A 20,401-nucleotide genomic window follows, 5' to 3' on the forward strand; every position below is an offset into this window, starting at 1 on the left:
CTCGAGGCGGCCGCCCACGCCAGAGCGCCTATCGGCGATTTTTGGCCGTCTAGAATACGCCGCGGCGCCCGGTCCGACCGGCCGCGAGCGCCCCCGGAAAGTCAGCAACAGAAGGATGGAAATGAAGAAGGCCGCCCTGTGCGCCGCCCTCGCCCTCGTGGCGGGCAGCGCCTTCGCGAAGGAGTGGAAGACCGTGCGGATCGGCGTCGACGCCAGCTACCCGCCGTTCGAGTCGACCGCGCCGAGCGGCGAGATCGTCGGTTTCGACGTCGATCTCACCAAGGAAATCTGCAAGCGGATCAACGTGAAATGCGTGTGGGTGGCGCAGGATCTCGACGGAATCATCCCGGCGCTGAAAGCGAAGAAGTACGACGTCATCGTGTCGTCGCTGACGGTCACGGACAAGCGCCGCGAGCAGATCGACTTCTCCGACAAGGTGTATGACGCGCCCGCACGGATGATCGCGAAGGCCGGCTCGCCGCTGCGGCCGACGGTCGCGTCGCTGAAAGGCAAGCGCGTCGGCGTCGAGCAGGGTTCGACGCAGGAATCGTACGCGAAGGCGTACTGGGAACCGCAGGGCGTGACGATCGTTCCTTACCAGAACCAGGACCAGGTCTATGCCGATCTCGGCACGGGCCGCCTCGACGCGACGCTGCAGGACGAGCTGCAGGCCGACTACGGCTTCCTGCGCACGCCGCGCGGCAAGGGCTTCGCGTTCGCCGGGCCGGAAGTGAAGGATCCGAAGACGATCGGCGACGGCACCGCGATCGGCCTGCGCAAGGAAGATACCGACCTGAAGCTCAGGATCAACCAGGCGCTGGCCGACATGCACAAGGACGGCACGTACGACCGGCTGTCGCACAAGTACTTCTCGTTCAGCGTCTATTCGGCGCCGGCCCGCTGAACGCGGACAAGAAGAAGCAGCGGATGCGGGGGCGGCCCCGCGTCCGGGCAGTACAGGCAGTCAACCACGCGCCGCCCGCCCCCTTGCCCGCCGCTCGCGCGACGGGCGAGCCCGGCACCGTTGCCGGGGCGGACGGTCATGATACGCACGGGGCGTTCCGCGCAGCTTGGCGGGCGCGTCTTTCGCGGCGCACGGCGTGCGCCCCCAGGGACCACACCAGGGACCCCATATGTTTCTACAAGGCTACGGCCCGCTGATCCTCGCCGGCACCTGGCAAACCGTCAAGCTGGCGGTGCTTTCGCTTGCGCTGTCGTTCCTGCTGGGGCTGCTCGGCGCCGGCGCGAAGCTGTCGCGCAACCGCGTCACGAACGGCGTCGGCACCGTCTACACGACGCTGATCCGCGGCGTTCCCGATCTCGTGCTGATGCTGCTGCTGTTCTACAGCCTGCAGATCTGGCTGAACATGGCGACCGACGCGCTCGGCTGGGACCAGATCGACATCGACCCGTTCCTCGCCGGCGTGCTCGTGCTCGGCTTCATCTACGGCGCGTACTTCACCGAGACGTTCCGCGGCGCGTTCCTGTCCGTGCCGCGCGGCCAGCTCGAGGCCGGCAGCGCCTACGGGATGACGAACTGGCAGGTATTCACGCGGATCATGTTCCCGCAGATGATGCGCTTCGCGCTGCCGGGCATCGGCAACAACTGGCAGGTGCTCGTGAAGTCGACCGCGCTCGTGTCGATCATCGGCCTGGCCGACGTCGTGAAGGCGTCGCAGGACGCCGGCAAGGGCACGCTGCGGTTCTTCTTCTTCACGCTGATCGCGGGAGCGGTCTACCTCGCCATCACGACGATCTCGAACTTCGTGCTGATGTGGCTCGAAAAGCGCTACTCGACCGGTGTCCGCAAGGCTGACCTATGATCGAACTCATCCAAGAATACTGGCGCAACTATCTGTACACCGACGGCTATCGCATCACCGGTGTCGCGATCACGCTGTGGCTGCTGGTCGTGTCGATCGGCCTCGGCTTCTGCCTGTCGGTGCCGCTCGCGGTCGCGCGCGTGTCGAAGAAGAAATGGCTGTCGGGCGCCGTGTGGCTGTACACGTACGTGTTCCGCGGCACGCCGCTTTACGTGCAGTTGCTGCTCTGCTACACGGGCCTCTACAGCCTGCAGGCCGTGCGCGGCACGCCGATGCTCGATGCGTTCTTCCGCGACGGGATGCACTGCACGCTGCTCGCGTTCACGCTGAACACCTGCGCGTACACCACCGAAATCTTCGCGGGCGCGATCAAGGCGACGTCGTACGGCGAGATCGAAGCCGCGCGCGCATACGGGATGTCCCCGTTCACGATGTATCGCCGCGTGATCCTGCCGTCGGCGCTGCGCCGCGCGCTGCCGCTGTACAGCAACGAAGTGATCCTGATGCTGCACGCGACGACGGTGGCCTTCACCGCGACCGTGCCGGACATCCTGAAGATCGCGCGCGACGTGAACTCGGCGACCTACATGTCGTTCCACGCGTTCGGCATCGCCGCCCTGCTCTACCTCGTGATCTCGTTCACGCTCGTGTGGCTGTTCCGCCAGGCCGAGCGCCGCTGGCTCGCGTATCTGCGCCCGCAAGGCAAGTAAGTTTTCGCAGGATTACTGATGAACTCCCAGACCCAGAAGCTTTTCGTCGACGATCTCCACAAGCGGTACGGCGACAACGAGGTGCTCAAAGGCGTGTCGCTGAAGGCGAACTCGGGCGACGTGATCAGCGTGATCGGCTCGTCCGGCTCCGGCAAGAGCACGATGCTGCGCTGTATCAACTTCCTCGAGCAGCCGAACGCGGGCCGCATCTTCGTCGATCGCGAGGAAGTGCGCACCGCGCTCGACAAGACGGGCGCGCTGCGCGCGGCCGATCCGAAGCAGCTGCAGCGCGTGCGCACCAAGCTGTCGATGGTGTTCCAGCACTTCAACCTGTGGTCGCACATGAACGTGATCGAGAACGTGATGGAAGCGCCGGTGAACGTGCTCGGCATCCCGAAGAAGGAAGCCGAGGAGCGTGCGCGCGAGTATCTCGAGAAGGTCGGCCTCGCGCCGCGCGTCGAGAAGCAGTATCCGTCGCATTTGTCGGGCGGCCAGCAGCAGCGCGTGGCGATCGCGCGGGCGCTCGCGATGCATCCGGACGTGATGCTGTTCGACGAGCCGACCTCCGCGCTCGATCCGGAGCTGGTGGGTGAAGTGCTGAAGGTGATGCAGAAGCTCGCCGAGGAAGGCCGCACGATGATCGTCGTCACGCACGAGATGGGCTTCGCGCGCAACGTGTCGAATCACGTGATGTTCCTGCACCAGGGCCGCGTCGAGGAGGAAGGCGTGCCGGCCGAGGTGCTCGCGAATCCGAAGAGCGAGCGCCTGCGCGCGTTCCTGTCGGGCAGCCTCAAGTAACGCCCGTCACCCGCCACGCCCGAACGGGCGCCCTGCGGTTCGCCGCGCGGCGCCCGTTTTGCGTTTACCCGTCACGCGGCGCTCACCGGCGCGCCGTCGGCGAACGCGCGCAGCTCGTCGCCCGCCAGCCGGTAGCGCACCCATTCGCTCTGCGGCGCCGCGCCGACGCGCTCGTAGAAGCGGATCGCCGGCTCGTTCCAGTCGAGCACGCTCCATTCGAAACGCCCGCAGCCCGACTCGACCGCGACCCGCGCGAGCGCCTTCAGCAATTGCAGCCCCGCACCGGCGCCGCGAAAACGCGGCGACACGTACAGATCCTCCAGATACAGCCCCTGCCGCGCGAGCCACGTCGAATACGAGAAGAAATACACGGCGAACCCGGCCGGCTCGCCGTCGACCTCGCAGATCAGCGCACGCGCCGGCGAGCCTTCGCTGAACAGGCTGCGTTCGAGCGATTCGGGCGTGGCGACAACTTCGTGCTCGGCCTTCTCGTAGACGGCGAGTTCGGTGATGAAGCGCAGGATCAGCGGCACGTCGGCGACGGTCGCGGAGCGAATATCGATTTGCACGGGTTGAGCCCTCCTCCGGCCCGGATGTGAAACGGACAAGCGGCGCCGCGCAACCGCACTGGCGCCGTTCAAACCGTCATGCTACGTTCGCGACGTGCCTGCAGGAAGTGCAGTTTCTTCATCCGAACCTGAACATGATGCATCCCGATCTGCGCCGCCTCGACCTGAACCTGCTGCTCGTGTTCGACGCGTTGTACCGCCACCGGTCGGTCGCGGCGGCCGCGCACGAACTCGCGCTGAGCCCGTCGGCGTTGAGCCACGCGCTCGCGCGGCTGCGCGACGCGATCGGCGATGCGCTGTTCGTGCGCCTCGGCAACGAGATGCAGCCGACCGTGCGCGCCGACGACATCGCCACATGGGCCGGCGACGCGCTCGATGCGATGTCGAAGGGGCTCGCCCGCGCGCGACGCTTCGATCCGGCGCACAGCGACCGCACGTTCGTGTTCGCCGCGACCGACTACACGGCGTTCGCGGTACTGCCGGCGTTCCTGGCCCGCATCCAGCACGTGGCGCCGCATCTGCGGATTCGCGTCGTCCATTCGGACCGCAAGATTTCCGTCGACGAACTCGCGGCCGGCCGTATCGACTTCGCGCTCGGCTACCACGAGGAATCGGCGGCCGACGCGCCGGGCATCGAGGACTTCGACTGGTTCTCCGACGACTACGTTGTGATCGCGAGCGCCGCGCATCCGGACATCCGCCGGCGGCTGACGCTCGACCAGTATCTGGCGGCTCGCCACGTCGTCGTCACGCCGTGGAACGAGTCGCGCGGCGTCGTCGACTACGTGCTCGATCGCCTCGGCCTCGCGCGGCACGTGGCCGTGCAGTTGCCGACCGTGCTGGCCGCGCCGTTCGTGATCGCGGAGTCGGCACTCCTGATGACCGTGCCGAATCGCGCCGCGCAGGCGCTGCGGCACGCGGCGCCGATCCGCATCTTCCCCGCGCCGTTCGAGATCCCCCGCTACACGGTGAAGGTCTACTCGCACGCGAAGCATGCGCGCACCGATGCGCACCGCTGGATTCGCGCGCAGTTGCTCGACGCGCGACCGAGCCCGAACTGAGCGCGGCACGCGGCAGCACGGGCGTTCCCGGCGTCGACCGGCGATGGCGGCAATCGCCCGAATCATTACGAAATACTTACCAATTTCGCGACTTTCGCGCTTACGCCGGCGCCCTGGCAACGTCAATAGTGGCAATCCTTGACCCACGCCCGCGGAAACCACGTTTCCCTTGTGGCACAAGGGTTTTCCGGTAATCGAGCACCCTTGGGACACCTGTCGCGCACCGTGTTGCATGGCAATTTGGCGACAGCGGTTAGTCAAACAACGATTTCCGTCGCCACAAAATTGTATTTTTGCTAAATTAGTAACCAAAGTAGCAAAACGAAGTTCGTGAAATGTAGTTTAGCTTCACGACACAACAAGGAGACCCCGCAGGCCGACCCGGCTGCGCGGGACCGCTCAACGGTTTTCCGTCTGCTTGCCCGCGTGCCGCGCTTACCGGCCCTGCACGAGGTCTCCCTGGTTATCCCGCTTTTGCCCGGCGCTCGCGCTCCGGGCATCTCGTGCAGTCTGGGTTGACTTTTTGACAGGGTATGGAGGAGATGATGAAGAAAGCTTTGGTCGCGGCCGCGCTGATGGCTGCTGGGGTGGTGACGGCGCACGCGCAGAGCAGCGTCACGCTGTATGGCCGCCTGGATGCCGGCCTCGAGTACATGAACGGCCTGCAGGACGGCCATCGCTACCGTGCGGAGAGCGGCGACTGGGGCACGAGCCTGTGGGGCTTGAAGGGTAGCGAGGACATCGGCGGCGGCAACAAGATCCTGTTCCACCTCGAAGGCGCGTTCAACACGATGAACGGCGGCCTCGGCACGAGCGGCTCGATCTGGGATCGTTTCGCGACCGTCGGTATCTCGAACGACCGCTACGGTACGCTGCTGCTGGGTCGCGAACTCGCGATCGCCAACGGCGTGTGGGACTTCGACCCGTTCGGCCAGTCGGCCTGGTCGACGGCCTCGCTGGTGCGCGGCCGCAACTGGAACAAGACCAGCAACAACGTGTCGTACCAGTCGCCGTCGGTCTACGGCCTCGACTTCTACGGCCAGTTCTCGTTCTCGAACTCGACCAGCTTCAACGGCAACACGACGGCCGGCGCGCCGGGCCGTGCCATGGGCGGTCAGGTCACCTATACGAACTCGCTGTTCCAGTTGCGCGGCATCTATGACGAAACGCGCGACAGCAACGGTCGCTTCTCGGACGTGTTCAACTACTCGCGTGAATACTTCGCGGGCGTGAACGTGTTCCTCGGCCAGTTCAAGGTTCAGGCGGCTTACCAGGCATCGCGCGCCGACGGCAGCGGCGGCCCGGCAGCGAACGCCGGCGTGACGGGTACGCAACAGGTGTGGGGCGGCGTAACGTGGCAAGCCACGCCGGCAGCGGCGCTGATCGCGGCCGTGTATCACGTGAACGCGAACCACGGCGGCGGCAACGCGAACATCTACACGGTCGGCGGCTCGTACAACATCTCGAAGCGCACGCTGTTCGACGTCCAGGTCGCCACGGTGCGCAACAGCTCGACGGCCAACTTCGGCCTGAACGCGAACAATGCAGGCACCGCCGTGTCGACCGGCAACCCGCATCCGGGCGGCAGCCAGACCGGCGTCTACGCCGGTATCCAGCACCTGTTCTGATCAGGCGCCGTCAAAGAACGATTCGACAACGTTTTCCACGCTGCTGCGAGAGGCGCGTATCGGTGCGGTACCCAACCGGGTATCCGCACCGTTTTTTCTTGGGCGGCGGATGCGTGCGACCCGCGGCCCGATCGGCCGAAGCGGCCGGGAAGTGATCGAACGGCGCGGACGCGGCGCTCAGACGGCCGCTTCGTTCTCTTCGCCGGTGCGGATGCGGATCACGCGCTCGACGTCCGACACGAAGATCTTGCCGTCGCCGATCTTGCCGGTGCGCGCCGCGCCGATCACCGCGTCGATCACCTGATCGACCTGCGCTTCCGCGACGACCACCTCGATCTTCATCTTCGGCAGGAAATCGACGACGTATTCCGCGCCGCGATACAGCTCGGTATGGCCCTTCTGGCGGCCGAAGCCTTTCACTTCCGTCACGGTCAGACCCGTGAGACCCACTTCGGCGAGCGCTTCGCGGACTTCGTCCAGCTTGAACGGCTTGATGATGGCGGTGATGCGTTTCATGATGGTTGTCCCTCAATGCTCGTTTGGGTGAAAAATCGCGATCCCGATTGTAAGCCGGCGGGCCGCATCCGGCCCAGCACCGCTCAATCGAGCCGTTCGGTGAAGCGCGAGGTGATCGGGTAGCGCCAGTCGCGCCCGAATGCGCGGTGCGTGACGCGGATGCCGATCGGCGCCTGGCGGCGCTTGTATTCGTTGATCTTGATGAGCCGCGTCACGCGCTCGACGTCGGCCTGCGCGTAGCCGGCCGCGACGATCTCGGCGAGCGGCCGGTCTTCTTCCATGTACATCCGCATGATCGCGTCGAGCACGTCGTACGGCGGCAAGCTGTCCTGGTCGGTCTGGTTCTCGCGCAGTTCGGCCGACGGCGCGCGTGTCAGGATCCGCTCGGGGATCACGTCGCGCCGCCCGTAGTCGGTCGTTTCGTTGCGATAGCGGCAGAGCCGGTACACGAGCGTCTTCGCGATGTCCTTGATCACCGCGAAGCCGCCGGCCATGTCGCCGTACAGCGTGCAGTAGCCGACCGCCATCTCGCTCTTGTTGCCGGTCGTCAGCACGATCGAGCCGAACTTGTTCGACAGCGCCATCAACAGCGTGCCGCGGATGCGCGCCTGGATGTTCTCCTCCGTCGCGTCCTCGGGGCGGCCCGCGAATTCATCGGCAAGCGCGGCGCGGAAGGCATCGAACATCGGCGCGATCGCGATCTCGTCGTAACGCACGCCGACGCGCCGCGCCATCTCCGCCGCATCGGTGGTCGAGATGTCGGCCGTGAAGCGCGACGGCATCATCACCGCGCGCACGCGCTCGGGCCCGAGCGCATCGCACGCGACGGCCAGCACCAGCGCCGAATCGACGCCGCCCGACAGCCCGATCAGCACGCCGGGAAAGCCGTTCTTGCCGATGTAGTCGCGCACGCCCGTCACGAGCGCGCGATACACCTGCGCATGCGTCGACAGCTCGGGCGCGATCGCGCCGGGCAGCGGCCGCGCGCCGTCGAATTCGACGATCGCGTGCCCTTCGTCGAACTGCGGCATCTTCGCGACGAGCGCGCCCTCGCCGTCGAGCACGAACGAACCGCCGTCGAACACGAGCTCGTCCTGGCCGCCGACGAGATTCACGTAGACCATCGGCAGCCCGGTCTCGCGAATCCGCGCGCGCAGGATGTCGATGCGCACCGCTTCCTTGTTCATGTGGTACGGCGAGCCGTTCGGGATCAGCAGCACCTGCGCACCGGCCGCCTTCGCGATCTGCGCGGCCGACGCATGCCATGCGTCCTCGCAGATGATCACGCCGTATTTCACGCCGTTCAGCTCGAACACGAGCGGCTCGGTGTCGGTCGCGAAGTAGCGCTTCTCGTCGAACACCTCGGCGTTCGGCAGATCCTGCTTGCGGTAGGTGCCGACGATCTCGCCGCCGACGATCAGCGACACCGCGTTGAAGGTATCGGTGGGCGGCACGCCGCGCTCGATCGGGCGGTTTGCATTACCATCGACGGCTGACGCGCTGCCCGCCCCCTTGCCCGGTCCGCTGCCCGCCCCCCTGCCCGGTCCGCGCAACGGATGCCCGACCAGCACCGCGAGCCCGTCGAACGCCTTCAGCGCGTCGGCGAGCGCATCGAGTGCGGCGGCCGCCGCCGCGTAGAACGCGGGCCGCAGCAGCAGGTCTTCCGGCGGATAGCCGGACAGCGCGAGTTCGGGAGCGACCATCAGTTGCGCACCATCGTTGTGCGCGGCGCGCGCGGCCGCGACGATGCGGGCGACGTTGCCGGCGAAATCGCCGACGGTGACGTTGATCTGGGCGAGAGCGAGTCGGGTCTTCATGGCGGGAGCGGCGCAGCCCGGCGGCGCGCCTTGAACGGCTGACGAAATCGATCCGGGCGCGGGCCGCGACGGCCCGCAACCGGCAACATCCAACGGTACGGATTCACGCTTGAAACACGAACGCATCGATTATCGCACGGGCATCCTGTCGTCCCCCGCCGAGGTGCCGGCCGACGAATGGAACGCGCTGCTCGCGCGCGACGCGCAGCCCACGCCGTTCCTGCGCCACGAATTCCTCGACGCGCTGCACGTCGCGCGCTGCGCGGTGGACGACACCGGCTGGTCGCCGCACTTCGTCACGCTGACCGACACGCACACGGGCCGGCTCGCGGCCGCCGCGCCCGTCTACGCGAAACAGCATTCGTACGGCGAATACGTGTTCGACTGGGCATGGGCCGACGCGTACCAGCGCAACAACCTGCCCTATTACCCGAAGCTGCTGTGCGCGGTGCCGTTCACGCCGGTGCAGGGCACGCGGCTGCTCGCGGCCAGCGACGACGCGCGCCGCCGGCTCGCGGCCACGCTGCTCGCGTTCGCCGAGCAGAGCGACGTGTCGTCGCTGCACGTGCTGTTCCCGACCGGCGATGAAGCGCGGCTGCTCGAATCGATGGGCATGATGCTGCGCGAGGGCGTGCAGTTTCACTGGCTCAACGACGGGTACCGCCACTTCGACGATTTCCTCGGCACGCTCGAGCAGAAGAAGCGCAAGAATATCCGCGCGGAACGGCGCAAGGTGCACGACGCGGGCGTGACGTTCCGGCGGCTCGCCGGCGATCAAATCACCGACGCCGACTGGCGCTTCTTCTCGCGCTGCTATCGGCAGACCTACCGCGAGCACTATTCGAGCCCGTACCTGAACCTCGACTTCTTTCGCACGATCGGCGCGACGATGCCCGAGAACCTGCTGCTCGTGATCGCGGAAGCCGACGGCCAGCCGATCGCGAGCGCGCTCGCGGTGTACCGGCGCGGCGAGCACGGCGGCGGCACGCTGTATGGCCGCTACTGGGGCGCGATCGAGCACGTGCCCTGCCTGCATTTCGAAACGGCCTACTACCAGTTGCTCGAATTCTGCATCGAGGCCGGGCTCGACACGTTCGAAGGCGGCGCGCAGGGTGAGCACAAGCTCGCGCGCGGCTTCCTTCCCACCGTCACGCATTCCGCGCACTGGCTCGCGCATCCGGCGTTTTCCGATGCGGTCGCGCGCTTTCTCGAACGCGAGACCGAGCATATCCACGCGTACGTCGACGAACTGCGCGAACACGATCCGTTCCGGCGCGGTACCTGACGGCGAGCCGCATCACGTCGCCCCACGTCGCGCACCGGAGCACGCGCAAATTCTGAGACACTGGCGGCTTCGCATCCCGCCGCCCCGCCATGTCCTGGTTTCTGTATCTGATCGAATGCGCCGACGACAGCGTCTACACGGGCATCACGACCGATGTCGCCGCGCGCTTCGACGAACACGCGTCCGGCAAGGGCGCGCGCTACACGCGCTCGCGCAAGCCGCGCGCGGTGCTCGCGTCGTTTCCGCTGCCCGACCGGTCGAGCGCGTCGCGCGCCGAATACTGGGTGAAGCGGCTCACGCCCGCGAAAAAGCGCGAGCTGGCGGCTGGCTTGCGGACGCTCGAATCGGTGGTGCCGGTGGTGATCACGCTCGACGAGAGCGGCGACACGAAGGCGACGGCGCGCGGGCGGAAGAAGGGGCAGGCGGAAAACGTCGACGATGCGGCGAAGACGGCTGCCACGGAACAGGTGGCCGGGAAAAAGGTGAAGACCGGGAAAGTTGTGGGGTCTGCAACGGCCGCGAGCACGGCGAAGCCTGCGAAGGGCAAACAAGCGTCGAAGTCGACGAAGGCAAATCGAGCCGCGCCGGACGCGAAATACGCAAGAACCGACGGCGCAGCCGCTGAAAAGACCTCGGCGCGTGGCACACCGGTCAAGAAAACCGGCCGGCCGCCTTCTGCGTCGTCAAACAGGAAGGCGCCAGCCGCCGCCGGCAAATCCGCCGCGAAGACACGCGAAGACGCCGCCGCACCGGCCCGCCGCCGTTCCTCGGCCACGAAAACCGCCGAAGCGATCGCTCCGTCCGTTGCCCCGCCCCGCGCGAAACGCGCGAAGAAAGCACCGGCCACGCCCTCGCCTGTCTCCGCGTCCGCCGGCCCGAAAACCGCCCGCGCAAAACAAAACCGCGCGGCCTCCTGACGAGACACGCGCGGTTTGCGCTCCGTACGCACCGGCCAGCGGCCGGCACGCCGCTAACTCGCTTACTTCTTGTAGTTCGCGGCGCCGTCGGTGATTTCCTTGTGCGCGGCTTCGATGCCGGCCCAGCCCTCGACCTTCACCCACTTGCCCTTCTCGAGCGCCTTGTATTGCTCGAAGAAGTGCTTGATCTGGTCTTTCAGGTACTCGGGCACGTCGTCGATCGTCTTCAGGTTCGCCGTCATCGGGCAGATCTTGTCGTGCGGCACCGCGACCAGCTTCGCGTCGACGCCCGACTCGTCGGTCATCTGCAGCATGCCGAGCACGCGCGAACGCACGATCGAGCCGGCCAGCAGCGGGAACGGCGTGATCACCAGCACGTCGACCGGATCGCCGTCGCCCGACAGCGTCTGCGGGATGTAGCCGTAGTTCACCGGGTAGCGCATGCCCGTGCCGATGAAGCGGTCGACGACGAGGAGGCCCAGTTCCTTGTCCGCCTCGTACTTCACCGGATCGCTTTGCGCGGGAATCTCGATGATCACGTTGAAATCTTGCGGCAGGTCCTTGCCGGCCGGAACATGATTGAAGCTCATGAGCACTCTCTGTAGGTCGATGGGAATTCGGGACAGGGCGCCGCGGCCGATGCACCGCCGCGGCGCCCCCCAAAAGGAATGCGCCATTATAGCCAATCGACCGGTGGCGTCCGGATGACGATCGGCGCGATAATCGTTCCGGATGTCCGGCCGTCGAGCCGGCGGCGGTGTGCGTGGACCACACGGCACGGAAGCCGGGTAAAGTGCCGAAGCGCAAACGGCTTTGCATGGGATCCACGTAGGCGCTGAAGCGCTAACTCCACCCAACCACGCCATGGGACCCGAGTAAGCGCTAAAGCGCTAACTTGGGTCGACCGGAGGAGACATGGAAGAAGCGAAGCACTTCATCGCGGGCGAATGGACGTTGCCCGCGCAACTGGAAACCATCGCGGTCGTCGATCCGTCCGACGGCCAGCCATTCGCGACGATCGCGCGCGGCACGGCGCCCGACATCGAACGCGCAGTCGCCGCGGCCCGCGACGCGTTCGCAGGCCCGTGGGGCGCGGCAAGCGCCGCCGAACGCGGCCGCGTGCTGATGCGGCTGTCGGCACGCGTGGCCGACCATCTCGAGGAACTCGCCGCGATCGAGGCGCGCGACACCGGCAAGCCGCTGAAGCAGGCGCGCGCCGATGCAGCCGCGCTCGCGCGCTACTTCGAGTTCTACGCGGGCGCCGCCGACAAGCTGCACGGCGAAACCCTCCCCTACCAGGCCGGCTACACGGTGCTGACGGTGCGCGAGCCGCACGGCGTCACGGGCCATATCGTGCCGTGGAACTACCCGATGCAGATCTTCGGGCGCAGCGTCGGCGCGGCGCTCGCGGCCGGCAACGCATGCGTGGTCAAGCCGGCCGAGGACGCGTGCCTGTCCGTGCTGCGCGTCGCCGAGCTGGCCGCCGAGGCCGGGCTGCCGGCCGGCGCGCTCAACATCGTCACCGGCTACGGCCACGAAGCGGGCGCCGCGCTCGCGCGCCATCCGGGCATCGACCATATCTCGTTTACGGGTTCGCCGGCCACCGGCAAGCTGGTCGCGCAGATGGCGGCCGAGAACCACGTGCCGGTCACGCTCGAACTCGGCGGCAAGTCGCCGCAACTCGTGTTCGCCGATGCCGATCTCGACGCGGCGCTGCCCGTGCTCGTGTCCGCGATCGTGCAGAACGGCGGGCAAACCTGCTCGGCCGGCAGCCGCGTGCTGATCGAGCGCGCGGTGTACGAGCCGCTCGTCGAGCGCCTCGCCACCGCGTTCAACGGGCTGCGCGTCGGCCCGAGCCGCGCCGATCTCGACTGCGGCCCGCTGATCAACGCGAAGCAGCAGCAACGCGTGTGGGATTTCCTGTCCGACGCACAGCACGACGGCATTCCGATGGCCGCGCACGGGCAGGTCGTCGCCGACGCGCCCGAAACCGGCTTCTACCAGGCGCCCGCGCTGTTGCGCGACGTGCCGCCGTCGCACCGGCTCGCGCAGGAAGAAGTGTTCGGTCCCGTGCTCGCGGCGATGCGTTTCGTCGACGAGGACGAAGCCGTCGCGCTCGCCAACGGCACGCCGTACGGCCTCGTCGCGGGCATCTGGACACGCGACGGCGCACGCCAGATGCGGCTGGCGCGGCGTCTGCGCGCGGGGCAGGTGTTCATCAACAACTATGGCGCGGGCGGCGGCGTCGAGCTGCCGTTCGGCGGCGTCGGCCATTCGGGCCATGGCCGCGAGAAAGGTTTCGAGGCGCTGTACGGTTTCACCGCGCTGAAGACGATCGCGATCCGGCACGGCTGAACGCGCGGCACGCGGCACACGACCGGCGGCCGGCAGCACACGGCAGCCGGTCGACACACGACGACTCTCATGACAAACACAGGAGACACACCATGCGGTTGAGCGGCAAGACGGCCATCGTCACGGGCGGCGGCTCGGGGTTCGGCGAAGGCATCGCGAAGACCTATGCGCGCGAAGGCGCGAACGTCGTCGTCAACGATCTCAACGGCGCGGCGGCCGAGCGCGTCGCGAGCGAGATCGCGCTCGCAGGCGGCAAGGCGATCGCGGTGGCCGGCGACGTGTCGAAGGAGGACGACTGGCGCGCGCTGCTGCAGGCCGCGCTCGACGATTTCCATGCGGTGCAGATCGTCGTGAACAACGCGGGCACCACGCATCGCAACAAGCCCGTGCTCGACGTGACGGAAGCCGAATTCGACCGCGTGTACGCGGTCAACATGAAGAGCCTGTTCTGGTGCGTGCAGACCTTCGTCCCGTATTTCCGCGCACAGGGCGGCGGCGTGTTCGTGAACGTCGCGTCGACGGCCGGCGTGCGGCCGCGCCCGGGCCTCGTCTGGTACAACAGCACGAAGGGCGCGATGATCACCGCGAGCAAATCGCTCGCGGCCGAGCTCGGCGCCGATCGCATCCGCGTGAACTGCATCAACCCGGTGCTCGGCGAAACCGCGCTGATGACCGAGTTCATGGGCTGCGAGGACACCCCGGAAAATCGCCGCCGCTTTCTCGCGACGATTCCGCTCGGCCGTTTCTCGACGCCGCAGGACATCGCGAATGCCGCGCTGTACCTTGCGTCCGACGAAGCCGAATTCATCACCGGCGTGTGCCTCGAAGTCGACGGCGGGCGCTGCATCTAGTCGCACCGGGCCATACGGTTAGCCCGTATTGCTTCGCACGAAACCGGATCGGGCACCACCGCGCCTGCTCCGGCCCACTACAAGGACAGCGGTGCATCGGATCCAGGCACGCGCCCGAGCGCGGCCTTCGATCGACCGCACAGCATGGGATCCAGGTAACCGCTCAAGCGTCCGCCCGGGTCGACAGGAGACAACATGGCAACATCGACGCAATCGCTGCCGGGCTCGTCCGGCGCATTCGAGGAAGCAACCTACCGCAAGGTGTCGTGGCGGCTCGTGCCGCTCCTGCTGCTGTGCTACGTGGTTGCGTATCTCGACCGCGTGAACGTCGGGTTCGCGAAGCTGCAGATGGCGAGCGACCTGAACCTCAGCGATACCGTGTACGGGCTCGGCGCCGGCATCTTCTTCTTCGGCTATTTCCTGTTCGAGGTGCCGAGCAACATCATCCTGCACCGGGTGGGCGCCCGCGTGTGGATCGCCCGCATCATGGCGACGTGGGGCGTGATCTCGATCCTGACGATGTTCGTCACGACGCCCGCGATGTTCTACGTGATGCGCTTCCTGCTCGGCGTCGCCGAAGCGGGCTTCTTCCCCGGCGTGATCCTCTACCTCACCTACTGGTATCCCGCGCACCGGCGCGGCCGGATGACCACGTTCTTCATGACGGCAGTCGCGCTGTCCGGCGTGATCGGCGGGCCGATCTCGGGCTTCATCCTGAAGGCGTTCGACGGCGTGAGCGGCTGGCACGGCTGGCAATGGCTGTTCCTGCTCGAAGGCATTCCGTCGGTGCTCGCCGGCGTGCTCGTGTTCTTCACGCTCGACGAGCGGATCGCGAAGGCGACGTGGCTGACCGACGAAGAAAAGGCGCTGCTCGCCCGCAACGTCGACGCGGAGGAAGCCACCAAGGAGGACCTGCCGCTCGGCGCCGTGATGTCGAGCCCGCGTGTCTGGCTGATGGCGCTGATCTATTTCTCGTTCGTGATGGGGCTCTACGGCGTCGGCTTCTGGCTGCCGACGATCATCAAGGCGACCGGCGTGACCGACACGGTCATGATCGGCCTGCTGTCGGCGGTGCCGTATGCGGCCGCGGTGGTCGCGATGATCCTGATCGCGCGCAGCGCGGACAAGCGCCGCGAACGCCGCTGGCACCTCGCGATTCCGGCCGCGATCGGCGCGCTCGGCCTCGTGCTGTCGGTGATCTGGGCGCACCAGACCGCGCTCGCGATGCTCGGCCTCACGCTCGCGACGATCGGCATCCTGACGACGCTGCCGCTGTTCTGGAGCCTGCCGACCGCGTTCCTCGGCGGCACGGCCGCCGCCGCCGGCATCGCGATGATCAACTCGATCGGCAACCTCGCGGGCTTCCTGAGCCCGTACCTGATGGGCTGGCTCAAGCAGGCGACGAGCACCAACGATGCGGGCATGTACATGCTGGCCGGGTTCCTCGTGCTCGGCGGGCTGCTTGCGCTGTCGGTGCCGAAGCGGCTCGTCGACAAGTGATGCGCGGCGTGTAACGGCGCACCGCGAACGACCGAATACGCCGGTCGATGGCCGGTGCTCGCGAGATCGCCCCGACGGCCGGCATCGTCCGGCCGCCGGGGCGTTTTCGATTCCGGGCAGGCCAGGCCCGCACCGGCCGGATGACGGCACCGTGCGTCCCGGCGGCCGCCCGGCGGACGAAAAAAAGCCCCGGAGGCCGATCGGCATTCGGGGCGTGCACCGCAGCGCCGCATCAGACCACGGTGATCGCCAGCGCGCTTTCGCGGTAGTGCTTCGCGGCCTTGTCGGTTTCGCCGAGCTGCTCGAACAGGCGGGCGAGCGCACGATGCGCACGCACTTTCAGCGCTTCGTTGTCGGCCAGCTTCAATGCCGATTCGAGGAACGACTGCGCCTTGCCCCACAGCTGCTGCTGCTGGCAGAGCCTGCCGAGCGCGAACAGCAGGTCGGCATCTTCCGGATGATCCTTCTTCCAGCCCTCGGCCTTCTGGATCAGCGGCAGCGCATCGGCGCCGGCCGTGTCCGGGTAACGGCGCAGCAGGCGCGCATCCCAGTTGTGCGCGAGCGCGTCCTCGACGATGCGGCGCGCTTCGTTGCGGCGTTCGAGCGGCACGAGCAACTCGGCCGCGAGATCGGCCAGGCGCGGCGACTGGCGCTCGACCGTCGACAGCGACTGCCATACCTCGAGCAGCGCGTCCGCGTCGTGCCGGCGTTCGCGCAGCAGGTTTTCCGCCGCCTGCTGGCGCAGCCGCACGGCCGCGGCCGGATGCAGCGCCTCGCGCTTTTCGAGCGCCTTCGCGAGCTTCAGCACCTCGGCCCAGTTCTTCAGTTGCTGCTGCGCCCGCAGCGCGACCTGCTGCGCATGAATGCGCTTGCCGCCGGCCTGCATGTCGGCCAGCGCGGCAAGCGCGCCGTCCGCGTCGCGGGCGTCCGCGCGCATGTCGGCCGCGGCGAGCAGCCGTGCATCCTGCCATTCGGGCGCGTCGACCTTCGACAGCCACTCGTCGCGGCGCGTGTACTCGTGCATGCGGTGCGCGGCCGTGGCCCCGACGAGACTCGCGGCGCCCAGGTTCGCGTCGACCGCCAGCGCTTCGCGCGCGGCCTTCTCCGCACGCGAGAAGCGGCCCGCGTACAGGTTCGAGATTGCATCGCGCAGCGACGCCTGCGCCTTCTCGTTGCGCGAACGCGCCCGATACGCGGCGACCCGCTGCGGCATGCGCCAGATGTTGCGCACGATGCGCAGCAGCGCGTACACGACGATGAACAGCACGACGATGGCGATCACGAACAGGTTCAGCGACACGTCGACCCGGTACGGCGGATAGACGAGCAGCACCTGCCCCGCGTCGAAACGGCCGACGGTGGCGAGCGCCGCGGCGATCGCGAACAGGATCGCGAGCCAGACGATTCCTCGAAGCGTCATCGTTACCCCCGGCTCTTGAACTGCTGAACGGCGTTCAGGCTCGTGTTCAGGTTCGGCACCGCGACCGTCAGCGCTGCGCCGTCAACCTGCTTGAGCAGATCCTCGACGGTCTGCGTGTCCTTCGACGCCTGATCGAAATACTTCGCGAGCGACGCCTGCGCGGCGTGCAGGTCGGCCTTCATCGCGCCGTCGTTGCGCGCGAGCAGCGACAGCCGCGCGGTGAGCAGGCGCAGCTTCACGTTCTCGCGCACGAAGTAGCCCTGGTCGGGCGACGCGAGCATCGCGTCCGCGTTGTCGATCCGGCGCACCTGCACGAGGCCCTTCAATTGCTGGCCGAGGCTGGCCGAGAAGCCGTGCCACCACACCTTCCAGCGCGGCTCGCCGGCGGCGGCCGACGACGCGGCGTCGGCCGGCGCGGCCTTCGGCGCCGCGTGCGGCACGATCGCCTCGCCGGACAGCGGCAGCGCGTCGATCCTGGCGATCGCATCGTCGAGCTTGATCGCGAGCCCGGTGAGATCGGCCGCCGGCGCGGCCTTCAGCTTCTCGATGTCCTGCGCGAGCGCCTTGCGCACCGTGACGGCCTGCGCGCTCTGCGACGTCGCGAGACGCGCGTCGGCGTTCTGCAGCGCGATCAGCGCGAGCTGCGTGTTGCCGGTCAGTTGAAGCTGCTGGCTCGCGCTCGACAGCATCTGGTCGACTTCCTCGAGCATCCACGCATCGCGGTTGCGCGACAGGTCCTGGTATTGCTGCTGCAGCGCCTGCTGCGCGCTCTGCGCATCGGCGAGCTTGCCGTCGAGCTGCGCGAGCTGCGTGTCGACCTGGTGCGTGCTGGCGAGCGCCTGCTCGGTCTTCGTCCGCGTTTCGGCCGCTTGCGCGTCGAGCGCCTTCTGACGGGCGACGAACGTGCCGTCGAGCCGGTCGATCTTGCGGTTCAGCGCGTAGCCGCCGACACCCGCCGCGCAGCCGAGCACGACGACGACGAGCCACAGCACCGCGCTGCCGCCGCGGCGCGCACGCGGCTCGGACGCGAGATAAGGAGGGCTGGACGGCGGTGCGGATGCAGCGGCCGGCTGGGAAGCGACGCTTTTGGAATCGTTGGTATCTGTCATGCGTTTAGTCACCGGTACGGCTGTCGCCGGTTGGACGGCCTCGTCGGCCATCGTTCGAAACGCGCGGACGATGCGCTCATCGCCCGCGCCGGTCAGCGTAATCCTATCAAAACCCAATGCGCGCGCGGTCTGCTCGATCCGCGGGTGCGGCGTCACGAGCGGCGCATGCTTCAGCGCGTCGATCTCGGCATCGTTCAGATGGGCCCGCGCGAGCTCGTGCAGGTTGCGCACGCCTTCCGAGCTCGTGACGAGCCATGCGTGCGGCTGGCCGTCGAGCAGCGCGTGCACGCGCTCCCACGCGCCGACGCGCGGCTCCGGCACGACGCGCCGGTAGGCCGCGACGAGCGTGACGTCCGCACCGGCCTCGCGCAGGCGCTCGGCGAGCCATTCGCGCCCGCCGTCGCCGCGCACGATCAGCACGCGCTTGCCCGCCAGCGCCTGCGCGCCGCCGAACGCGGCCTCGATGCTCGCGAACAGGCTCTCCGAATCGTAATGGGGCACGCCGCCGTCGGCCGGCGCTTGCGGCGCGATCACGCGATGCGCGGGCGCCGCGATGCCGTGACGCGCGAGCGCCGCGACGCTGCCGGGCCCGACCACGCCGACCGGCAGCGCGTTCGGCCAGATCGTGTCGTACCGCGCGAGCGCGCGGTCGATCGCGTTCGGCGACACGAAAATCACCAGCGCGTAGTCGGCCAGCGCCGCGAATGCGGCGTCGAGCGGCGCCGGATCGTCGACCGGCGCGATATCGATCAGCGGGAATTCGAGCACGTCGCAGCCGGCGTCGGCCAGTTGCGACGCCAGCGCATCGGACTGCCCGTCCGGACGCGTCAGGACAGCGGTGAACGCGCGCGCGCCGCCCGCCATCAGGCGTCGCCCTTGCCCGCGGCCGGCGAGTTCGCGAGCAGCGCCTGCACGATGTCGAGCGCGCCTTGCGCCTCGAGTTCGTCGGACACCGCGCGGCCGAGCGCGAGCGCATCGGCGACGGTCACGACCGCGCCGCACTCCTCGGCCGTCAGCACGCGCTTGCCGTCGGTGGTCGACACGCGGCCCGTCAGGTACAGCTCGCCCGCGCGCCACACCGCGTGCGCGGCGAGCGGCACCTCGCAACTGCCGCCGAGCGCGCGCGACACCATCCGCTCGGCCTCGACCGCGAGCGCGGTCTGCGTGTCGTGCAGCGGCGCGAGCCACGCGGCGACGTCGTCGCGATGCGCGGCGATCTCGATGCCGAGCGCGCCCTGGCCGGCCGCGGGCGGGCTCGCCTCGACGTCGAGCAGCGCGCGGATCCGCGCTTCGAGGCCGAGGCGCTTCAGGCCGGCGGCCGCGAGGATGATCGCCGCGTAGTCGCCGCGGTCGAGCTTCGCGAGGCGCGTGTCGAGGTTGCCGCGCAGCGGCAGGACCTCGAGATGCGGATAGCGCGAACGCAGCATCGCTTCGCGGCGCAGGCTCGACGTGCCGACGACCGCGCCGGCCGGCAGCGCGTCGAGCGACGCGTAGTCGTTCGACACGAAGGCGTCGCGCGGGTCTTCGCGCGCCATGATCGCGGCGAGCGAGAAGCCGTCGGGCAGCGCCATCGGCACGTCCTTCAGCGAATGCACGGCGAGATCGGCGCGACCGTCGGCCAGCGCGGCTTCCAGTTCCTTCACGAACAGGCCCTTGCCGCCGACCTTCGACAGCGTGCGATCGAGAATCTGATCGCCGCGCGTCGTCATCCCGAGGATTTTCACGTCACAAGCTGGATATAATTTGCGCAGCGCATCACGCACATGTTCGGCTTGCCACATCGCCAGGCGGCTCTCGCGCGAAGCAATCGTCAACGTCGCGGGCGGTCGTGCCTGTTGCGGCCCGGCCGCGGGGGTCTCGGAATTCATTGCTGGAACATCGAAGGACGGGATTGAAGATCGAACAATGGTAGCACGCACGCTCCGGCCCGCCCGGGCCCGGAGCCTGCGCCCGGCCTGCTTCCGTGCGGGTCGCGGTGCCGTTGTGCGGATGTGCCGCACGTAGCTGGTTGCTTGACCGCAGTTCCCGCAGTTTCCGCAGTT

18 protein-coding genes are annotated in these 20,401 nt (G+C 67.9%); 11 read left to right on the forward strand and 7 right to left on the reverse strand.

Annotated features, from left to right (window positions below):
* Window positions 1-121 precede the first annotated feature (121 nt).
* From CFB35_RS12530 to CFB35_RS12545, 4 genes are all read left to right on the forward strand, one after another.
* A complete protein-coding gene (locus CFB35_RS12530) occupies window positions 122-904 on the forward strand; it encodes an ABC transporter substrate-binding protein (protein WP_059576902.1) in 783 nt (260 codons plus the stop codon).
* Window positions 905-1,133: 229 nt separating this feature from the next.
* On the forward strand, window positions 1,134-1,823 hold the full coding sequence (locus CFB35_RS12535) for an ABC transporter permease (protein ID WP_006489645.1): 690 nt from the start codon (window positions 1,134-1,136) through the stop codon (window positions 1,821-1,823).
* A complete protein-coding gene (locus CFB35_RS12540; RefSeq protein WP_059576621.1) occupies window positions 1,820-2,533 on the forward strand; it encodes an ABC transporter permease in 714 nt (237 codons plus the stop codon). The genes CFB35_RS12535 and CFB35_RS12540 overlap by 4 nt, the downstream gene beginning before the upstream one ends.
* Window positions 2,534-2,551: 18 nt before the next feature.
* Complete coding sequence (locus CFB35_RS12545; protein ID WP_059576624.1) at window positions 2,552-3,331, forward strand: ABC transporter ATP-binding protein; 780 nt, start codon at window positions 2,552-2,554, stop codon at window positions 3,329-3,331.
* 71 nt (window positions 3,332-3,402) lie between these two features.
* Here the strand turns inward: CFB35_RS12545 and CFB35_RS12550 are convergent, their stop codons facing one another.
* Window positions 3,403-3,900 (reverse strand): GNAT family N-acetyltransferase, encoded by a 498-nt coding sequence (locus CFB35_RS12550; protein WP_059576627.1) that lies wholly within the window; start codon window positions 3,898-3,900, stop codon window positions 3,403-3,405.
* 134 nt (window positions 3,901-4,034) lie between these two features.
* On the opposite strand from CFB35_RS12550, the gene CFB35_RS12555 reads away from it, so the two are divergent.
* Both CFB35_RS12555 and CFB35_RS12560 read left to right on the forward strand, forming a co-directional pair.
* The gene (locus tag CFB35_RS12555) at window positions 4,035-4,961 is read left to right on the forward strand and encodes a LysR family transcriptional regulator (protein ID WP_179231737.1); all 927 of its coding nucleotides are present in this window, start codon (window positions 4,035-4,037) and stop codon (window positions 4,959-4,961) included.
* Between the two features lie 542 nt (window positions 4,962-5,503).
* Window positions 5,504-6,589 carry a porin gene (locus CFB35_RS12560; protein ID WP_059576905.1) on the forward strand — a complete coding sequence of 362 codons (1,086 nt, stop codon included), beginning with the start codon at window positions 5,504-5,506 and terminating at the stop codon, window positions 6,587-6,589.
* A 177-nt stretch (window positions 6,590-6,766) separates the two neighbouring features.
* Here the strand turns inward: CFB35_RS12560 and CFB35_RS12565 are convergent, their stop codons facing one another.
* On the reverse strand, window positions 6,767-7,105 hold the full coding sequence (locus tag CFB35_RS12565; protein WP_006398637.1) for a P-II family nitrogen regulator: 339 nt from the start codon (window positions 7,103-7,105) through the stop codon (window positions 6,767-6,769).
* An 83-nt stretch (window positions 7,106-7,188) separates the two neighbouring features.
* On the reverse strand, window positions 7,189-8,922 hold the full coding sequence (locus CFB35_RS12570) for an NAD+ synthase (protein ID WP_059576632.1): 1,734 nt from the start codon (window positions 8,920-8,922) through the stop codon (window positions 7,189-7,191).
* 109 nt (window positions 8,923-9,031) lie between these two features.
* Here CFB35_RS12570 and CFB35_RS12575 point away from each other — a divergent pair, with 109 nt between their 5' ends.
* On the forward strand, window positions 9,032-10,207 hold the full coding sequence (locus tag CFB35_RS12575) for a GNAT family N-acetyltransferase (RefSeq protein WP_059576635.1): 1,176 nt from the start codon (window positions 9,032-9,034) through the stop codon (window positions 10,205-10,207).
* Window positions 10,208-10,296: 89 nt separating this feature from the next.
* Entirely contained in the window at window positions 10,297-11,124 is an 828-nt protein-coding gene (locus CFB35_RS12580) for a GIY-YIG nuclease family protein (RefSeq protein ID WP_089465045.1), read from the forward strand.
* A gap of 62 nt (window positions 11,125-11,186) precedes the next feature.
* Here the strand turns inward: CFB35_RS12580 and ppa are convergent, their stop codons facing one another.
* On the reverse strand, window positions 11,187-11,714 hold the full coding sequence (gene ppa, locus CFB35_RS12585; RefSeq protein ID WP_006489643.1) for an inorganic diphosphatase: 528 nt from the start codon (window positions 11,712-11,714) through the stop codon (window positions 11,187-11,189).
* A 325-nt stretch (window positions 11,715-12,039) separates the two neighbouring features.
* On the opposite strand from ppa, the gene CFB35_RS12590 reads away from it, so the two are divergent.
* The 3 genes from CFB35_RS12590 (at window position 12,040) to CFB35_RS12600 (ending at window position 15,830) form a co-directional block, all read left to right on the forward strand.
* On the forward strand, window positions 12,040-13,479 hold the full coding sequence (locus CFB35_RS12590; protein WP_059576639.1) for an aldehyde dehydrogenase family protein: 1,440 nt from the start codon (window positions 12,040-12,042) through the stop codon (window positions 13,477-13,479).
* Window positions 13,480-13,571: 92 nt separating this feature from the next.
* Window positions 13,572-14,330 carry an SDR family oxidoreductase gene (locus CFB35_RS12595; RefSeq protein WP_034208109.1) on the forward strand — a complete coding sequence of 253 codons (759 nt, stop codon included), beginning with the start codon at window positions 13,572-13,574 and terminating at the stop codon, window positions 14,328-14,330.
* Between the two features lie 195 nt (window positions 14,331-14,525).
* On the forward strand, window positions 14,526-15,830 hold the full coding sequence (locus CFB35_RS12600) for an MFS transporter (RefSeq protein ID WP_059576642.1): 1,305 nt from the start codon (window positions 14,526-14,528) through the stop codon (window positions 15,828-15,830).
* A gap of 232 nt (window positions 15,831-16,062) precedes the next feature.
* Here CFB35_RS12600 and CFB35_RS12605 read toward each other — a convergent pair whose 3' ends face one another.
* The 3 genes from CFB35_RS12605 to hemC are packed head-to-tail and all read right to left on the reverse strand — an operon-like array spanning window position 16,063 to window position 20,227.
* The gene (locus CFB35_RS12605) at window positions 16,063-17,250 is read right to left on the reverse strand and encodes a heme biosynthesis protein HemY (RefSeq protein WP_059576645.1); all 1,188 of its coding nucleotides are present in this window, start codon (window positions 17,248-17,250) and stop codon (window positions 16,063-16,065) included.
* A 2-nt stretch (window positions 17,251-17,252) separates the two neighbouring features.
* Window positions 17,253-19,223 carry a fused uroporphyrinogen-III synthase HemD/membrane protein HemX gene (gene hemDX / locus CFB35_RS12610; protein WP_059576648.1) on the reverse strand — a complete coding sequence of 657 codons (1,971 nt, stop codon included), beginning with the start codon at window positions 19,221-19,223 and terminating at the stop codon, window positions 17,253-17,255.
* On the reverse strand, window positions 19,223-20,227 hold the full coding sequence (gene hemC, locus CFB35_RS12615; RefSeq protein ID WP_089465046.1) for a hydroxymethylbilane synthase: 1,005 nt from the start codon (window positions 20,225-20,227) through the stop codon (window positions 19,223-19,225). The genes hemDX and hemC overlap by 1 nt, the downstream gene beginning before the upstream one ends.
* Window positions 20,228-20,401 lie beyond the last annotated feature (174 nt).

Source organism: Burkholderia sp. AU16482 (assembly GCF_002223285.1).
Taxonomy (GTDB): domain Bacteria; phylum Pseudomonadota; class Gammaproteobacteria; order Burkholderiales; family Burkholderiaceae; genus Burkholderia; species Burkholderia semiarida.